The sequence below is a fragment of the Kitasatospora azatica KCTC 9699 genome, from assembly GCF_000744785.1.
Lineage (GTDB): Bacteria > Actinomycetota > Actinomycetes > Streptomycetales > Streptomycetaceae > Kitasatospora > Kitasatospora azatica.
Genome location: NZ_JQMO01000003.1, coordinates 1,572,364 through 1,587,366, shown reverse-complemented (window position 1 = coordinate 1,587,366; position 15,003 = coordinate 1,572,364). Strand labels below are relative to the sequence as shown.

General features: G+C 70.8%; 14 protein-coding genes and 1 riboswitch. Of the genes, 5 read left to right on the top strand and 9 right to left on the bottom strand.

Annotated features, from left to right (window positions below):
- Positions 1-140: 140 nt before the first annotated feature.
- Positions 141-1,310 carry a cysteine desulfurase family protein gene (locus BR98_RS17815; RefSeq protein ID WP_035845936.1) on the bottom strand — a complete coding sequence of 390 codons (1,170 nt, stop codon included), beginning with the start codon at positions 1,308-1,310 and terminating at the stop codon, positions 141-143.
- Between the two features lie 134 nt (positions 1,311-1,444).
- On the opposite strand from BR98_RS17815, the gene BR98_RS17810 reads away from it, so the two are divergent.
- On the top strand, positions 1,445-2,266 hold the full coding sequence (locus tag BR98_RS17810; RefSeq protein WP_035845934.1) for an IclR family transcriptional regulator: 822 nt from the start codon (positions 1,445-1,447) through the stop codon (positions 2,264-2,266).
- Here BR98_RS17810 and BR98_RS17805 read toward each other — a convergent pair.
- Positions 2,202-2,861, bottom strand: coding sequence for a trimeric intracellular cation channel family protein (locus tag BR98_RS17805; protein WP_035845931.1), 660 nt, complete (start codon positions 2,859-2,861; stop codon positions 2,202-2,204). The two genes, BR98_RS17810 and BR98_RS17805, sit on opposite strands and share 65 nt — an antisense overlap.
- Positions 2,862-2,948: 87 nt before the next feature.
- Between BR98_RS17805 and BR98_RS17800 the strand changes: the two genes are divergently transcribed.
- The gene (locus BR98_RS17800) at positions 2,949-3,632 is read left to right on the top strand and encodes a hypothetical protein (RefSeq protein WP_035845929.1); all 684 of its coding nucleotides are present in this window, start codon (positions 2,949-2,951) and stop codon (positions 3,630-3,632) included.
- Positions 3,633-3,635: 3 nt separating this feature from the next.
- Here the strand turns inward: BR98_RS17800 and BR98_RS17795 are convergent, their stop codons facing one another.
- The 7 genes from BR98_RS17795 to BR98_RS17765 form a co-directional block, all read right to left on the bottom strand.
- Entirely contained in the window at positions 3,636-4,703 is a 1,068-nt protein-coding gene (locus BR98_RS17795) for an ABC transporter ATP-binding protein (protein ID WP_035845927.1), read from the bottom strand.
- 22 nt (positions 4,704-4,725) lie between these two features.
- Positions 4,726-5,772, bottom strand: coding sequence for an ABC transporter ATP-binding protein (locus tag BR98_RS17790; protein WP_035845925.1), 1,047 nt, complete (start codon positions 5,770-5,772; stop codon positions 4,726-4,728).
- On the bottom strand, positions 5,769-6,779 hold the full coding sequence (locus BR98_RS17785) for an ABC transporter permease (RefSeq protein WP_035845924.1): 1,011 nt from the start codon (positions 6,777-6,779) through the stop codon (positions 5,769-5,771). Before BR98_RS17785 ends, BR98_RS17790 begins: the two co-directional genes overlap by 4 nt.
- Before the next feature lie 133 nt (positions 6,780-6,912).
- A complete protein-coding gene (locus BR98_RS17780; RefSeq protein WP_035845922.1) occupies positions 6,913-8,691 on the bottom strand; it encodes an ABC transporter substrate-binding protein in 1,779 nt (592 codons plus the stop codon).
- Positions 8,692-8,766: 75 nt separating this feature from the next.
- Positions 8,767-9,765 (bottom strand): ABC transporter permease, encoded by a 999-nt coding sequence (locus BR98_RS17775; protein WP_035845920.1) that lies wholly within the window; start codon positions 9,763-9,765, stop codon positions 8,767-8,769.
- 238 nt (positions 9,766-10,003) lie between these two features.
- Positions 10,004-10,759: an enhanced serine sensitivity protein SseB C-terminal domain-containing protein gene (locus tag BR98_RS17770; protein WP_051969884.1), complete on the bottom strand. Its 756-nt coding sequence runs from the start codon at positions 10,757-10,759 to the stop codon at positions 10,004-10,006.
- A gap of 144 nt (positions 10,760-10,903) precedes the next feature.
- Positions 10,904-11,662 (bottom strand): enhanced serine sensitivity protein SseB, encoded by a 759-nt coding sequence (locus tag BR98_RS17765; protein ID WP_232247451.1) that lies wholly within the window; start codon positions 11,660-11,662, stop codon positions 10,904-10,906.
- Between the two features lie 89 nt (positions 11,663-11,751).
- Positions 11,752-11,854, top strand: a riboswitch (glycine riboswitch).
- A gap of 149 nt (positions 11,855-12,003) precedes the next feature.
- On the opposite strand from BR98_RS17765, the gene gcvT reads away from it, so the two are divergent.
- The 3 genes from gcvT to glyA all read left to right on the top strand — a co-directional run bounded on the left by gcvT (position 12,004) and on the right by glyA (position 14,926).
- Positions 12,004-13,122, top strand: a complete 1,119-nt coding sequence (gcvT, locus tag BR98_RS17760) for a glycine cleavage system aminomethyltransferase GcvT (RefSeq protein ID WP_035845916.1) — start codon at positions 12,004-12,006, stop codon at positions 13,120-13,122.
- Between the two features lie 77 nt (positions 13,123-13,199).
- Positions 13,200-13,580 (top strand): glycine cleavage system protein GcvH, encoded by a 381-nt coding sequence (gene gcvH / locus BR98_RS17755; protein ID WP_035845914.1) that lies wholly within the window; start codon positions 13,200-13,202, stop codon positions 13,578-13,580.
- Between the two features lie 77 nt (positions 13,581-13,657).
- Entirely contained in the window at positions 13,658-14,926 is a 1,269-nt protein-coding gene (glyA, locus tag BR98_RS17750; protein WP_035845912.1) for a serine hydroxymethyltransferase, read from the top strand.
- Positions 14,927-15,003 lie beyond the last annotated feature (77 nt).

Genomic DNA, 15,003 nt, shown 5'->3' with positions numbered 1-15,003 from the left:
CCGCTGCCGAAAGGGACGAGCGACTAGCGACCGAGGAACGAGGGAGCGCCGGAGGGTGGGGGCACCTCCCGGCCGCCAGGCTGGGGGAGAGCGTTGGCAGCGGGTACGAGCGCCCGGAGGCGAGCGGGGGAAAGCACAGCTCAGCGCTGCCCGGCGTTGCGGGCCCGCGCCACCACCGGGCCGATCGCCTCGGCCAGCGCGTCCACGTCGGCCTTGCTGGAGGTGTGCCCGAGCGAGAACCGCAGCGAGGAGCGGGCCAGCAGCGGATCGGCGCCGATCGCCAGCAGTACGTGGCTGGGCTGCGGCACCCCCGCCGAGCAGGCCGAACCGGTGGAGACCTCGATCCCGGCGGCGTCCAGCAGCATCAGCAGCGCATCGCCCTCGCAGCCGGGGAAGGAGAAGTGCGCGTTGGCGGGCAGTCGGCCGGCCTCGTCGGGGTCGCCGTTCAGCACCGCGTCCGGCACCGCCGCGCGCACCCGCGCGATCAGGTCGTCACGCAGCGCGCCGACCGCGGCGGCGTGCTCGGCGTGCCGCTCCACGGCGAGCGCGGCGGCCGCGGCGAAGCCGGCGGCGGCGGGCACGTCGAGCGTGCCGGAGCGGACGTCCCGCTCCTGGCCGCCGCCGTGCAGCAGCGGCACCGGTGCCGCGGCCCGGGAGAGCAGCAGTGCGCCGACCCCGTACGGTCCGCCGATCTTGTGCCCGGTGACGGTCAGCGCGTCCAGGCCGGAGTCGGCGAAGGAGACCGGCACCTGGCCCAGCGCCTGCACCGCGTCGGCATGCATCGGGATGCCGAACTCCTTGGCCACCGCCGCGAGTTCGACCACCGGCTGGAGGGTGCCGATCTCGTTGTTGGCCCACATCACGGTGACCAGCGCGACTGACGCCGGGTCAGCCTCGATCGCGGCCCGCAGCGCGTCGGGGTGCACCCGCCCGTAGTGGTCCACCGGCAGGTACTCGACCTGCGCGCCCTCGTGTTCGGCCAGCCAGTGCACGGCGTCCAGCACCGCGTGGTGCTCCACCGGGCTGCACAGCACCCGGACCCGCGCCGGGTCGGCGTCCCGCCGCGCCCAGTACAGGCCCTTGACCGCCAGGTTGTCCGACTCGGTGCCGCCGCCGGTGAAGACGATCTCGCTCGGCCGCGCGCCCAGCGCGGCGGCCAGCGATTCGCGGGACTCCTCGATCACCCGGCGGGCCCGACGGCCGGCCGCGTGCAGGGAGGAGGCGTTGCCGGTGACGCCGAGGTGCGCCGTCATCGCGGCGATCGCCTCGGGGAGCATCGGGGTGGTGGCCGCATGGTCGAGGTATGGCATGGCTGCACCAGTGTAGGCGCCGCGCCCCACTGCCCTGTCCCCAAGTCACAATTTGGCCATTGCACGGGCTGCAACGCGGGGTTAGCCTCCTGCCAAACCGCCGGGCGGGCGGCACAGCAGGGGAGGTGCGGCCGATGTCGCAGACCGTCGACCGGGCGCTGACCATCCTGACCTCGCTGGGCGACGGCCCCGCCTCGCTGGAGCAGGCGGCCAACACGATCGGTGTGCACAAGTCCACCGCACTGCGCCTGCTGCGCACCCTGGAGGAGCACGGCTTCGTGCACCGCCAGTCCGACCACCGCTACCGCCTCGGCGGCCGGCTGCTGTCGCTCGCCCACACCGCCCTGGAGGGCATCGACGTCCGTCAGGTCTCGGCCCCCTATCTGGCCTCGCTGAGCGAGCGCTACGGCCACACCGTGCACCTGGCGGTGCTGGAGGGCGACGAGGTGCTGTACGTGGACAAGGTGGAGAGCCGCTATCCGGCCCCCGGGGACAGCTGGCTCGGCCCGGCCTCGCGGATCGGCCGCCGGGCGCCGGCCGCCGCCACCGCGGCGGGTCGGGTGCTGCTGGCGGATCTGGCGGAGGATCAGCTCGCCGTGGCGCTGGAGGGCCTGGAGTTCCCGACCCGCGCCCCGCGCGGGGTGCGCTCGGCCGAGGAGCTGCGCACCGAGCTGCTCGCGGTCGGCCGGCAGGGCTGGGCGCTGGACCAGGCCGAGTACCAGGAGACGGTGAACTGTCTGGCCGCCCCGATCAAGGGCATCGACGGCAAGGCGATCGCGGCCTGCTCGATCTCGGTGCCGACGGCGGTGGCGCCGGTGGGCGAGCTGAACCGGCTGCTGCCCGAGCTGCTCTGCACGGTCGAGGCGATCTCGCTGGCCTACGGCGGCTCGCCTACTCCTCGCTGGTGCGAGAACCGTTGCGGTGCCAAGCACGCGGTGCGCGCCAGCCATATTTGAGCGCCAGCATCCGCAGTCCGAAGGCGGTCATCGCGGCGGTGGTGGCGGTCAGCGAGGTCAGGTGGTTCGCGGCGATCAGCAGCGCCACCATGGTGGCCCCGACCAGCGCGGGCACCGCGTAGATCTCCCGGTCCCAGCGCAGCAGTGAGACCGTCTCGTTGGCCAGCACATCGCGGATCACGCCGCCGCCGGCGGCGGTCAGCATGCCGAGCGCGACCGAGGCGACCGAGCCGAGGCCGTAGTCGTGCGCCTTGGCGGTGCCGGTGACGCAGAACAGGCCGAGCCCGAGCGCGTCCAGGGTCTGCACGCTGCGGTTGATCCGCTCCACCTCGGGGTGCAGGAAGAACACCACCAGCCCGGCCAGCAGCGGCGCCAGGAAGTAGCCGAGGTTGGTGAAGGCGACCGGCGGGGTGGCCCCGATCAGCAGGTCGCGCACCACTCCCCCGCCCAGCGCGGTGGCCTCGGCCAGCACGCAGATGCCGAAGATGTCCATGTTCTTGCGCACCGCGAGCAGGCCCCCGGACAGGCCGAAGACGAAGATGCCGATCACGTCCAGGGGCTGTTGCACGTCCGGGGAGAAAATCTGCGAGGTCACCGGGCCAGTGTCTCCCGGCCGTAGTCCGGCGCCGAAACCGCAGCCCCCGGGGTTCCGCGTGGCGGTCCGGCCCGCCACACTGTGCCGGTGTCCCAGAAGCACCCGAACAAGAAGTCGAAGCGGCCGCTGAACCCGGAGCACCGCGGGCTCCGGACCGCCAAGCCCCGGCGGTCCAAGAAGCTTCCGCCGCTCTCGGCCCGGGCGATCCGCCGCTGGACCTGGATCACCGCACTGGCCCCGGTGCTGCTGATCGGGCTCGGGGTGCTGGCCGGCAACCCGGACTACGGCGGCGCCGCCTTCTTCCTGGACGTGCTGGTGCTGATCATCGCCCTGACGTCCGTGCTGCTGCTCGCCCAGAGCGGCTGGCTGTTCGCGGGCGCGATGGTCCTCGGGATCGCCGTGCTGGCGATCCCGCTGCCGCTCTTCAAGGCCGAGCTGATGAGCCGTCAGGGCGTCCGGACCGAGGTGGTGGTCACCGCCGTGCACACCAGCAAGGGCAAGCACGGGCCGGTCTACAGCTGCGACCTGCGGCGCACCGACGGCAAGCCGCTGAAGCACCCCAACATCGGCTCGGAGGACTGCTACGGGAAGGAGGACCTCGGCGAGACCAAGGAGGTGCTGGTCGACCCGTCGGGCTGGCTCGGTCCGATGTCCGCCGACACGGACCTCGACGGGACGGACCTCGGGGTCGCGGGGCTGGTCGTGGCGACCGCCGGGTTCGAGCGAATCGTCTGGCTCTCCGGCCGGCGCGCACAGCGCACCGGCCGGTAGGCACTACGCCTGGGCCTGGTCCTGCGGCTGGTCCTGCGGCTGGTCCTGGTTCTCCGGGAAGTGACAGGCGGCCTGGTGCCCCGCGCGCAGCGCCACCAGCGGCGGCTCCTCGCTCGCGCAGATGTCCTGGGCCTTCCAGCACCGGGTGCGGAAGCGGCAGCCGCTCGGCGGGTTGATCGGCGAGGGCACGTCTCCGGTGAGCAGGATCCGCTCCCGCCGCTCCTTGCGCCGCGGGTCGGGCACCGGCACGGCGGAGAGCAGCGCGGTGGTGTACGGGTGCGCGGGACGGGCGTACAGCGACTCGCGGTCGGCGATCTCCACGATCTTGCCGAGGTACATCACCGCCACCCGGTCCGAGACGTGCCGCACCACCGAGAGGTCGTGCGCGATGATCAGGTAGGTCAGGCCGAGTTCGCGCTGCAGGTCGTCCAGCAGGTTGACCACCTGGGCCTGGATCGACACGTCGAGCGCCGAGACCGGCTCGTCGGCCACCACCATCTTCGGCTTGAGCGCCAGCGCCCGTGCGATGCCGATGCGTTGCCGCTGCCCGCCGGAGAACTCGTGCGGGTAGCGGTTGTAGTGCTCGGGGTTGAGCCCGCACAGCTCCAACAGGTCCTGGACCGCGCGCTTGACCCCGTGCTCGGTGGCCACCTTCTGCAGCCGGAACGGGGCGCCGACGATGGTGCCCACGGTGTGCCGGGGGTTCAGCGAGGAGTACGGGTCCTGGAAGATGATCTGGATGTCCTTGCGCAGCGGCCGCATCGCGCCGGTGCTCAGGTGGGTGATGTCCCGGCCCTCGAACTCCACGGTGCCACCGGTGGGTTCGTCGAGCCGGGTGACCAGGCGGCCCATCGTGGACTTGCCGCAGCCGGACTCGCCGACCACGCCGAGGGTCTCACCGGGCAGCACCGAGAAGGAGATCCCGTCCACCGCCCGCACCGCGCTGCTGCTGCGGCGCAGCAGGCCCGAGCGGAGCGGGAAGTGCCGCTGCAGGTCGGTGACCCGCAGCAGCGGCTCACGCTCCGGGGAGGGCGCCGGGGCGGGGATGTCCGTCTTCTGAAGGTCCGTCATGATGCCTTGTTCTCCAGGGATTTCACAGCCGCGGGGCGATCTCGTCGGCGAAGATCCGGTGCCGGTCGGCGGCCGGCAGATGGCACGCGGCGAAGTGCCCGGGCGCGGCCTCGGCCAGCACCGGCCGCTCGGTGGACGAGCGTCCGCCGGTCTGCTCGGCGTACGGGCAGCGCGGGTGGAAGGCGCAGCCGCTGGGCACGTTGATCAGGCTGGGCGGGGTGCCCTTGACCGGGACCAGTCGGTCCTGCAACTCCCGGTCCAGTCGCGGCATCGAGCCCAGCAGGCCCCAGGTGTAGGGGTGTTCGGGGGCGTCGAAGAGAGTCGCGGCCGGGCCGCGCTCGACACACCGCCCGCCGTACATCACCAGGATGTCGTCGGCCAACTCGGCCACCACGCCCAGGTCGTGGGTGATGATGATGACGGCCGAGCCGAACTCCTGCTGCAGGTCCCGGATCAGGTCCAGGATCTGCGCCTGGACGGTGACGTCCAGCGCGGTGGTCGGCTCGTCGGCGATCAGCAGCGAGGGGTCGTTGACCAGCGCCATGGCGATCATCGCGCGCTGGCGCATGCCGCCGGAGAACTGGTGCGGGTAGGCGTCCACCCGCTGGTCCGGCTGCGGGATGCCGACCCGGTCGAGCATCTCGATGGCGCGCTTGCGGGCGTCCCGCTTGCTGGCCTTCGGGTGGTGCACCAGGTAGGCCTCGATGATCTGCTGCCCGACCGTGTAGTACGGGTGCATCGCGGTCAGCGGGTCCTGGAAGATCATCGCCATCGAGCGGCCGCGCAGTTGGCGCACCCGGTCGGGCTCGGCGGCCACCAGTTCCTCGCCGTCCAGCCAGATCTCGCCGCTGATCCGGGCCCGCTTGGTGTTGTGCAGGCCCATGATGCCGAGCGAGGTGACGGACTTGCCGGAGCCGGACTCGCCGACGATGCCCAGGGTGCGCCCGGGCTCGAGGTCGAAGCTGACCCCGTCGACGGACTTCACCAGGCCGTCGTCGGTGTCGAAGTGGATCCGCAGGTCGCGCACCGAGAGGAACGCGCTGCCGGACGGCGTGTCCGAGGGGGTCATGACAGCCTCACCCGGGGGTCGACGGCGGCGTACAGGAGGTCAACCAGCAGGTTGCAGATGACGATGAAGAAGGCGGCGACCAGGGTCACGCCGAGGATCTTGGGCAGGTCGTTGTCGTCGATCGCCTTGACCGCGAAGAAGCCGACGCCCTGCAGCGAGAAGACCTGCTCGGTGATCACCGCGCCACCCAGCAGCAGGCCCAGGTCCATGCCGAAGATGGTGAGGATCGGGGTCAGCGCGGCCCGCAGCCCGTGCCGGACCACCACCTTGCGCTCCATCAGGCCCTTGGCCCGGGCGGTGCGGATGTAGTCCTCGTTCATCGTCTCCAGCATCCCGGCCCGGGTGAGCCGGGCGTAGAGCGCGGAGTAGAGGAAGGTCAGCGCGACCCAGGGCAGGATCAGGTTTCTGGCCCAACTCAACGGGTCGTCCGTGAAGTTGACGTAGTGCAGGTTGTCGAAGATCGGCCACTGGTAGCTGAACAGGAAGAGCAGCAGCGCACCGGTGAAGAAGATCGGCAGCGAGACACCGGCCAGCGCGACGCCCATCGAGACCCGGTCGAAGATCGACCTGGGCCGCAGCGCCGAGATCACGCCGGTGGCGACGCCCGAGAGCAGCCAGAGCACCGCGGCACCGAGCGCCAGCGAGAAGGTGACCGGGAGCCGGCTGCTGATCTCCGGCCAGACCTCCAGGTGGTTCTTGAAGGAGTAGCCGAAGCAGGGCACGTGGCACGTGGTCGCGTCCGGGCCGAACTTGTACTGCGCACCGACGAACAGCTGCTTGATGAACCGTCCGAACTGGACGTACAGCGGCTGGTCGAAGCCGAGGTTCTTCTTGATCGCCTCCATCGCCTCTGGCGAGGGGTTCTTACCGATGTACTGGGCGGCGAGCTGGTCGGTGGTCTCGCCCGCCAGGCGGGGGAGCAGGAAGAAGATGCCGAAGGTGACCGCGCTGACGACCAGCAGCAGTACCAGGGCCGCGAACGTCCTGCGGATGATGTAGGCCAACACAGTTGTACGGCTTCCGGGTGCCCCGCCCCCGTCCGGACCGTCCTGCTGGGACATTCGTCCCAGCGAGGACAATCACGGACGGGGGCGGGCTCCGCTCGCCTTCACCTGCCTTCAGGGATGGTGAGCCAGGCTCTTACTTGTTGGTGCCGATGTTGAGGTAGTCGTACTCGCCGCTGAAGGCCGGGGTGGAGGCCAGGTTGGTGGCGCTGTCCGAGCGGTACAGGAAGACCTTGAAGTCGGTCAGCGGCACGATCACCGCGTCGTCCATGACCAGCTTGTCGATCTGCGCGTAGTCCTTCTCTCGGGCGCCCTGGTCGGTGTTGGTCGCGGCGTCGTCGATCAGCTTGTTGACCGCCGGGTCGTTGAGCTGCGACAGGTTGCTGTTGCCGGAGTCCTTGATCGCCCGACCGTCGACGATCTGCTGCAGGAAGCCGTAGCCGGTCGGCCAGTCGGCGCCCCACTGCATCATCATCAGGCCGACGCCCTTGGAGTTGATGAAGTTCGGCACACCCGCGTAGTCGGAGAAGTACTTGCCCTGCGGGAACTGCTGGATCTCGGCGTCGATGCCGATCGCCTTCAGCTGGCTCTGGATCGCGGTGGCCGCGGCCACCTCGGCCTTGCGCTCGGTGCGGGCGGTGAGGACGGTCTTGAAGCCGTCCGCGTGGCCACAGGCCTTCAGGGCGTCCTTGGCCTTGGCCGCGTCACCCTTCTGACCGGGGGTGGCGTAGGTGTCGAAGGCCACCTGGCCCGGGATGTCCGGGGGCAGCACCGTGGAGGCGATCTGACCGCGGATCGGGCCGCCCTCGGCGGTCTGCACCGCGACCTTGTCGATCGCGAGCTGGACGGCCTTGCGGCAGTCCACGTTGTCGAACGGCGCCTGGTGGCTGTTGATCGCCATGTAGACCAGCCGGCCGCCGTAGGCGTTGTCGGTCTTCGCCTTCAGCTTGGGGTCGGTCAGGATCTTCGCCTGGGTCTGCGGGTCGACGCCGCCGCCGACCAGGTCGACCTGGGCGTTACCGGCGATCAGGTCCTGGTCGATGGTGGCCTGGTCGATGTTCATCTTGAGCACGATCTTGTCCGCCAGCTGCTTGCGCAGCGGGTCGGTGCTCGCGTCCCAGCTGGTGTTGGGCACCAGGGTGGCGCCCTTGCCGTCCTCGTAGGACTGGAACTTGTAGGAGCCGCTGGAGACGATGTGCTTCACGTAGCCGGCGCCGTCGTCCTTGGGCTGCGGGACCGGGGCCGTCTGCGGGGCGCTCACCAGGTAGTCGAAGTCCGCGAACGGGTGCTTCAGGTGGAAGACCACGGTGGTGTCGTCCGGGGTCTCGATCGACTTCAGGCCGTCGGGGCTCTTGTCGTCGTACGGACCCGCGTACGGGGTCGCGTTGTCGACCAGCAGCTCGTTGAAGTACGTCGGGCCGTTGGAGTTGACCTTGGGAGCGAAGTTGGAGCGCTCCACCGCGTACTTGACGTCCTTGGAGCTGATCGCGGTGCCGTCGTCGTACTTCAGGCCGGCGCGCAGGTGGTAGGTCCAGGTCAGACCGTCGGCGCTGACCTGGCCCATGCCCGAGGCCAGGTCCGGGACCAGCTTGTTGCCGTCCTTGCCCGCGCCGGGCTGGAAGGTGGTGAGCGGACGCGCGTACAGCCGCGAGAAGTTGTAGATGTACGAGTAGTAGGTGTTGCCCGGGTCCAGTGAGTCCGGGGTGCCCTTCATCTCATAGGTGACCGTGCCGCCCTTGTGGTCCGAGACGTTCACGATGCCCTTGGTCGCGGCGTCGGCACCGGTGGCGGCGGAGCCGCCGGAGGAGCCGCCCGACGGGCTGGCGGACCCCTTGCCGCTGCTTGAGCAGCCGCTCACCACCAGCGCGGCGGTAGCGACCGCCGCGGCCAGGGCGAGGGTACGAGATCGGCGCATTGCAGGATCAACCCCTTTAAAACGGATGGTGGGCGGGTGTGACAGGTGGACGCAGTGACTGCGCGTGGGGGTAAGTCAGTTGCTGCGCGGGTCGAGCGCGTCGCGCAACCCGTCGCCGAGCAGGTTGAAGGCGAGCACGGTGACGAAGATCGCCAGGCCCGGGACCACCAGGTAGGCGGGATCCACCTGGTAGTAGTTGATCGCGTCGTTCATCATGCCGCCCCAGGAGGCCTGCGGGGCCTGGACACCGACGCCGAGGAAGCTGAGCGCCGCCTCGAAGAGGATGTTGGTCGGGATCAGCAGGGTCGAGTAGACCAGGATCGGACCGACCAGGTTCGGCAGCAGTTCCTTGAACAGGATGAACGGGCCGCGTGCGCCCAGCGAGCGGGCCGCGAAGACGAACTCGCGCTCCCGCAGCGAGAGCGTCTGGCCGCGCACGATCCGGCCCATGTAGGGCCAGTTGAAGAAGCCGATGACGAAGATCAGCACACCGATGTGCAGCGGCAGACCGTGCAGGCCGAAGGCGCCGGCCTGCAGCGAGGCCGAGATGGAGATCGCGAACAGCAGCAGCGGGAAGGCCAGGAAGGTGTCCATCACCCGGCTGATCGCCGCGTCCACCCAGCCGCCGTAGTAGCCGGCGATCACGCCGAGCACGGTGCCGATGGTGTTGGAGAGCACGGTGGCGCCGAAGGCGACCAGCAGCGAGACCCAGGAGCCCTCGACGATCCGGGCGAGCACGTCGCGGCCCTGCAGCGGGTCGACGCCCAGTGGGTGGCTGCCGCTCATGCCGCCGAACGAACCCAGCGGCAGACCACCGAGGTTGGCGTCCAGCAGATCCGGGTTCGGCGCGTTCGGGTCCAGCCCGAAGACCGCCTCGAGTGGCTTGGCCAGCACGGCCAGCAGCACCAGCAGGATCACCACGATGCCGCCGGCTACGGCCGCCTTGTCGCGCTTGAAGCGCGTCCAGGCGATCCGGCCGAGTGAGCGGCCTTCGATCCGGCTCTGCGGCACGCCGGAAGTGGCGGCTCCGGGGTCGCCCGGAGCGGGTGCGGTGGTGTCGATGGGTGTGGTCATGGGCAGGTGGCGTCCCCTCGCCGACGATGGTCGGCCCAAGGCGGCCCGCGGACAGGCATGACTGGTCAGGTCCTGGTCAGAGCCTGTGTGTCATGCCGCCCCGGCTGCTCGGCTGGTGCGGTGCGCAGAACTCTTCACGTTCACTACAGCCCCGCGCCAGCCCCCACTGATGAAAGATGCCCGACTGTGATCTACCGATATCCGAGATCGCTAAACCGACGATGTGTCAGTCTCCCGGTCAGCGACCGGGCCAAGGCTGCTGCGGCCAGCCCTGCTGGGGGTAGCCGTAGCCGGTCGGGTGCGGCGTGGGGGTGGCCTCGCGGTGGTAGAACGGCCGGGAGTTGGCGCGCATCCACAGCGCCACCGGGTCGAACTCGTCACTCATCGCCACCGTGGAGACGGCCAGCCCGGGCGGGGCCTGCGAGATCGCCCGCTGCATCAGCGCGCGCACCGCTTCCACCGCCGGCGGCGAAGTGTCGTAGAGCTCGAGGCCGATGGCCAGATAGGCTTCGCCCACGACCGGCCGCACCCAGGCCCGGCGCAACGCCCGCACCGGACGCACCGACGGCGCCTGGTGCTGCAGCAACCCGAAGAACTGCTCGGTGCCCGGCAGTTGCGGATCACTCAGCTGCAGCGGGCCGGCCGGCAGCCGCTCCAGACCGGCCGCCACCCGGCGCAGGTCGGCCCAGGGCACGCCGACTCCGCCGCCCGGGGCGTGCGGGTTGAGCCACAGGCCCCAGCGGGTGCGGTAGAGGGTGGCGGCGATCTCCCGCCCGGAGATCACCTCGTGGGCCCTGGTCCAGCCACTGGCGGCCAGTTGCTCCGGCGAGGTGGCGGCCGGCGCGTAGCCGTGCCCGCCGATGTCCATGTTCCCGTACTGCGCGTCCGGACTGCCGGGCGTACCGTGCCACAGCAGCATCCAGACCCGCCCCTCGGCGAGGGTGCGCAGCAGGTGCTCGTAGGCGTCCCAACGCTCCGGGACGACCTGCTGCAAGGCGCGTTCCAGGATTCCGGGCTGCTTCCACTCGTGATCAGGGGTCCCCGGGGCAGGTCCCCACGGTCCGGGCCCGCCGCCTGCCGCTCCCGTTGTCACCGCACCCGCCCCTCTCTCGACTCGCCCATCTCGCCCATCGCCCGGTCAGCCCCGCTCGTAGAACGGCCGGACCTGGTGCAGCATCCAGTCCACCACCGGGTCGGCCGCCAGGTCCAGCAGCACGATGTGCACGCCGCCGGGCAGCGGTGCGACACCCAGTGCCCGGCCCAGCGCGGCGTTGGCCTCCACCGGGTCGGCGGGCGCCGCCGGATCCAGTTGGACGCCCACGAAGAGCACCGTCGGCTCGCCCTCCACCGAGGCCAGCGCCCGACGGGCGGTCAGCACACCGGGCAGCACGGCCAGCTCGGCGCGCACCGCCTCCAGGAAGGCGACCGGCTCCTCGGCGGGCTCCGGCTCACGCAGCGCGACTCGGGCGCCCTCGGCCGGCGGCGCGCCGGGCTCGGTGCCCCAGCGGTCGCCCTGCGGGCCGCGGCGCAGCTCGCCGACGCCCTCCGGCGGCACCGGAAGGCCCACCGGGGCCTCGGGGTTGACCGCGATCCCGACCCCCAGCGGCAGGCCGCGGGCGAACTCCCAGACCGGGGCCACCGCGCAGGACAGGCCGGGGGCGTGCTTCAGGAACTGCTCCTCGGAGGAGAAGACCGGCACGTACGGGGCGCCGGCCAGCTCGAGGGTCGGCAGGTCCAGGCCCTGCCCGCTGGGGTCGGCGCCGACCGGCAGCGGGATCCACACCTGACTGCGGGCCAGCACCTCGATCACCCGTGGGGTGGCGCCGGGATCGCCGAGCGCGGCGGTGAGCACCTGCTCCAACTCGTTCGCGGGCCAGCCGCCACCCTGAATCTGCACGAGCAGAGCCTACCGAGCCCGACCCCCCTCCCGTCGGGCGGACCGGCATGCCATGATGTGCCCGCACGCGAAATTTCATACTGGCCGCTCGAACCCGCGCGGGAGAGTCCGGAGGTGCCACTCGGCACGGACCGGCGCCGAAGGAGCAAGTCCTCCCCGGAATCTCTCAGGCACCCCTACCGTGTGGGCGAGGCGAATCTGGAAAGTGGAACACGGCCGTGCCGTGCGCCCACCCACGGTGCAAGCCACGCCATTCTTGGTGCGGTGAAGCTCTCAGGTTGTGACGACAGACGGGGAGACTCCACCCCCGCATGTCCACATCCACGACCGGGAGTCCCTCCATGTCCCCCCGCCTGACCGCGCTCGACGCGCTGCACCGTGCCCTGGGCGCGACCATGACCGACTTCGCCGGCTGGGACATGCCGCTGCGCTACGGCAGCGAGCGCGAGGAGCACCTCGCCGTCCGCACCAAGGCCGGTCTCTTCGACCTCTCGCACATGGGCGAGATCACCGTCTCCGGCCCGCAGGCCGGCGAGCTGCTGGACCACGCGCTGGTCGGCTTCATCTCCGCGCTCGGCGTGCTGCGCGCCCGCTACACGATGATCTGTCGCGAGGACGGCGGGATCCTGGACGACCTGATCGTCTACCGGACCGCCGAGGACGAGTACATGGTGGTCGCCAACGCCTCCAACGCCCAGGTGGTGCTGGACGCGCTGGTCGAGCGCGCGGCCGGCTTCGACGCCGTGGTCCGCGACGACCGCGACGCCTACGCGCTGATCGCCGTCCAGGGCCCCGAGGCCAACGCGATCCTCTCCTCGGTCACCGACGCCGACCTGCCCGGCCTGAAGTACTACGCGCTGCTGCCCGCCACCGTCGCGGACAAGCAGGTCTGGCTGGCCCGCACCGGCTACACCGGCGAGGACGGCTTCGAGATCTTCTGCGCCCCCGCCGACGCCGAGCACCTGTGGCAGGCGCTGACCGAGGTCGGCGCCCCGCACGGCCTGGTGCCGGCCGGTCTGTCCTGCCGCGACACGCTGCGCCTGGAGGCCGGCATGCCGCTGTACGGCCACGAGCTGGACACCTCGCTGACCCCGTTCGACGCGGGCCTGGGCCGGGTGGTCCGGTTCGACAAGACCACCAACGGCGGCGAGTTCGTCGGCCGCAAGGCGCTGGAGGCGGCGGCCGCGCAGGCCGAGGCCAACCCGCCGCGCAAGCTGGTCGGCCTGGTCTCCGACGGCAAGCGGGTGCCGCGCGCCGAGTACGCCGTGGTCGACGCCGACGGCGCCGTGATCGGCCGGATCACCTCGGGTGCCCCCTCCCCCACCCTCGGCAAGCCGATCGCCATCGCCTACGTGGACGCCGCGCACGCGGCCCCCGGCACCGCCGTCGCGGTGGACGTGCGTGGCAAGCACGAGCCGGTCGAGGTCGTGGCGCTCCCGTTCTACAAGCGCGCCCGCTGAGAATCTGACCTTCTGTTGCCTGTCCGTTCAGCGGACCACTTCGGCATACCCGCTTCCATGTAATGGAGAATGAACCCATGAGCAACCCCCAGAACCTGCAGTACAGCAAGGAGCACGAGTGGCTGACCGCCGCCGACGCTGACGGGGTCTCCACGGTCGGCATCACCGAGCACGCCGCCGGCGCCCTCGGCGACATCGTCTACGTGGACCTGCCGTCCGTCGGTGACACCGTCACCGCCGGCGAGACCTGTGGCGAGCTCGAGTCCACCAAGTCGGTCAGCGACCTGTACTCGCCGGCCACCGGCGAGGTCGTCGAGGTCAACCAGGACGTCGTCGACGAGCCCGCCCTGGTCAACTCGGCCGCCTTCGAGGGTGGCTGGCTGTTCAAGCTCAAGGTCACCGACACCCCCGGGGACCTGCTGAGCGCCGACGAGTACACCGCCTTCACCGCCGGCTGACTCATCCGACGGGGCGGTCGCAGCGCGGCGGCCGCCCCCACTGGTCCACCCGCCCCGCCCCACGGGAAGACGCCACCATGACTGTTCTCAACCAGTCCCTGCACGCTCTCGACCCGGAGATCGCCGCCGCGGTCGACGCCGAGCTGCACCGTCAGCAGTCCACCCTCGAGATGATCGCTTCCGAGAACTTCGCCCCGGTGGCGGTCATGGAAGCCCAGGGCTCGGTGCTGACCAACAAGTACGCCGAGGGCTACCCCGGCCGCCGCTACTACGGCGGTTGCGAGCACGTCGACGTGGTCGAGCAGATCGCGATCGACCGGATCAAGGCGCTGTTCGGCGCCGAGGCCGCCAACGTGCAGCCGCACTCCGGTGCCCAGGCCAACGCCGCCGCGATGTTCGCGCTGATCCAGCCGGGCGACACCATCCTGGGCCTGAATCTGGCCCACGGCGGTCACCTGACCCACGGCATGAAGATCAACTTCTCCGGCAAGCTCTACAACGTGGTGGCCTACCACGTGGACGAGCAGACCAACCTGGTGGACATGGAGGAGGTCGAGCGCCTCGCCAAGGAGCACCAGCCCAAGCTGATCATCGCCGGCTGGTCCGCCTACCCGCGCCAGCTCGACTTCGCCGAGTTCCGCCGGATCGCCGACGAGGTCGGTGCCCTGCTGATGGTCGACATGGCGCACTTCGCCGGTCTGGTCGCGGCCGGTCTGCACCCGTCCCCGGTCCCCTACGCGGACGTGGTCACCACCACCACCCACAAGACCCTGGGCGGCCCGCGCGGTGGCGTGATCCTCTCCAAGGCCGAGTGGGCCAAGAAGATCAACTCCGCGGTCTTCCCCGGCCAGCAGGGCGGCCCGCTGGAGCACGTGATCGCCGGCAAGGCGGTGGCCTTCAAGGTCGCGGCCTCCCCGGAGTTCAAGGAGCGCCAGGAGCGCACCCTCGAGGGCGCCAAGATCCTCGCCGCGCGCCTGCTGCAGGAGGACGCCAAGGCCGCCGGTGTCTCGGTGCTGTCCGGTGGCACCGACGTGCACCTGGTCCTGGTCGACCTGCGGCACAGCGAGCTGGACGGCCAGCAGGCCGAGGACCGGCTGCACGAGGTCGGCATCACGGTCAACCGCAACGCCGTCCCGAACGACCCGCGCCCGCCGATGGTCACCTCCGGCCTGCGGATCGGCACCCCGGCGCTGGCCACCCGCGGCTTCCAGGCCGAGGACTTCCGCGAGGTCGCGGACATCATCGCCGAGGCCCTGCTGCCCTCCTTCGACGAGGCCAAGGCCACCGCCCTCAAGGCCCGGGTCACCGCCCTCGCCGAGAAGTACCCGCTCTACCCGGAGCTCTAGCCTCCACCTCGGGCCCGTGGTCGACGTCACCCCCGTCGACCAGGCCCGATCCACCGGGGCACCGCGCACACTGGAAC

Coding starts and splice junctions, on each gene's coding strand:
- BR98_RS17790 (WP_035845925.1), bottom strand. CDS start 5,772: ATGACCCCCTCGGACACGCCGTCCGGCAGCGCGTTCCTCTCGGTGCGC.
- BR98_RS17815 (WP_035845936.1), bottom strand. CDS start 1,310: ATGCCATACCTCGACCATGCGGCCACCACCCCGATGCTCCCCGAGGCG.
- gcvT (WP_035845916.1), top strand. CDS start 12,004: ATGTCCCCCCGCCTGACCGCGCTCGACGCGCTGCACCGTGCCCTGGGC.
- glyA (WP_035845912.1), top strand. CDS start 13,658: ATGACTGTTCTCAACCAGTCCCTGCACGCTCTCGACCCGGAGATCGCC.
- BR98_RS17795 (WP_035845927.1), bottom strand. CDS start 4,703: ATGACGGACCTTCAGAAGACGGACATCCCCGCCCCGGCGCCCTCCCCG.
- BR98_RS17780 (WP_035845922.1), bottom strand. CDS start 8,691: ATGCGCCGATCTCGTACCCTCGCCCTGGCCGCGGCGGTCGCTACCGCC.
- BR98_RS17775 (WP_035845920.1), bottom strand. CDS start 9,765: ATGACCACACCCATCGACACCACCGCACCCGCTCCGGGCGACCCCGGA.
- BR98_RS17810 (WP_035845934.1), top strand. CDS start 1,445: ATGTCGCAGACCGTCGACCGGGCGCTGACCATCCTGACCTCGCTGGGC.
- gcvH (WP_035845914.1), top strand. CDS start 13,200: ATGAGCAACCCCCAGAACCTGCAGTACAGCAAGGAGCACGAGTGGCTG.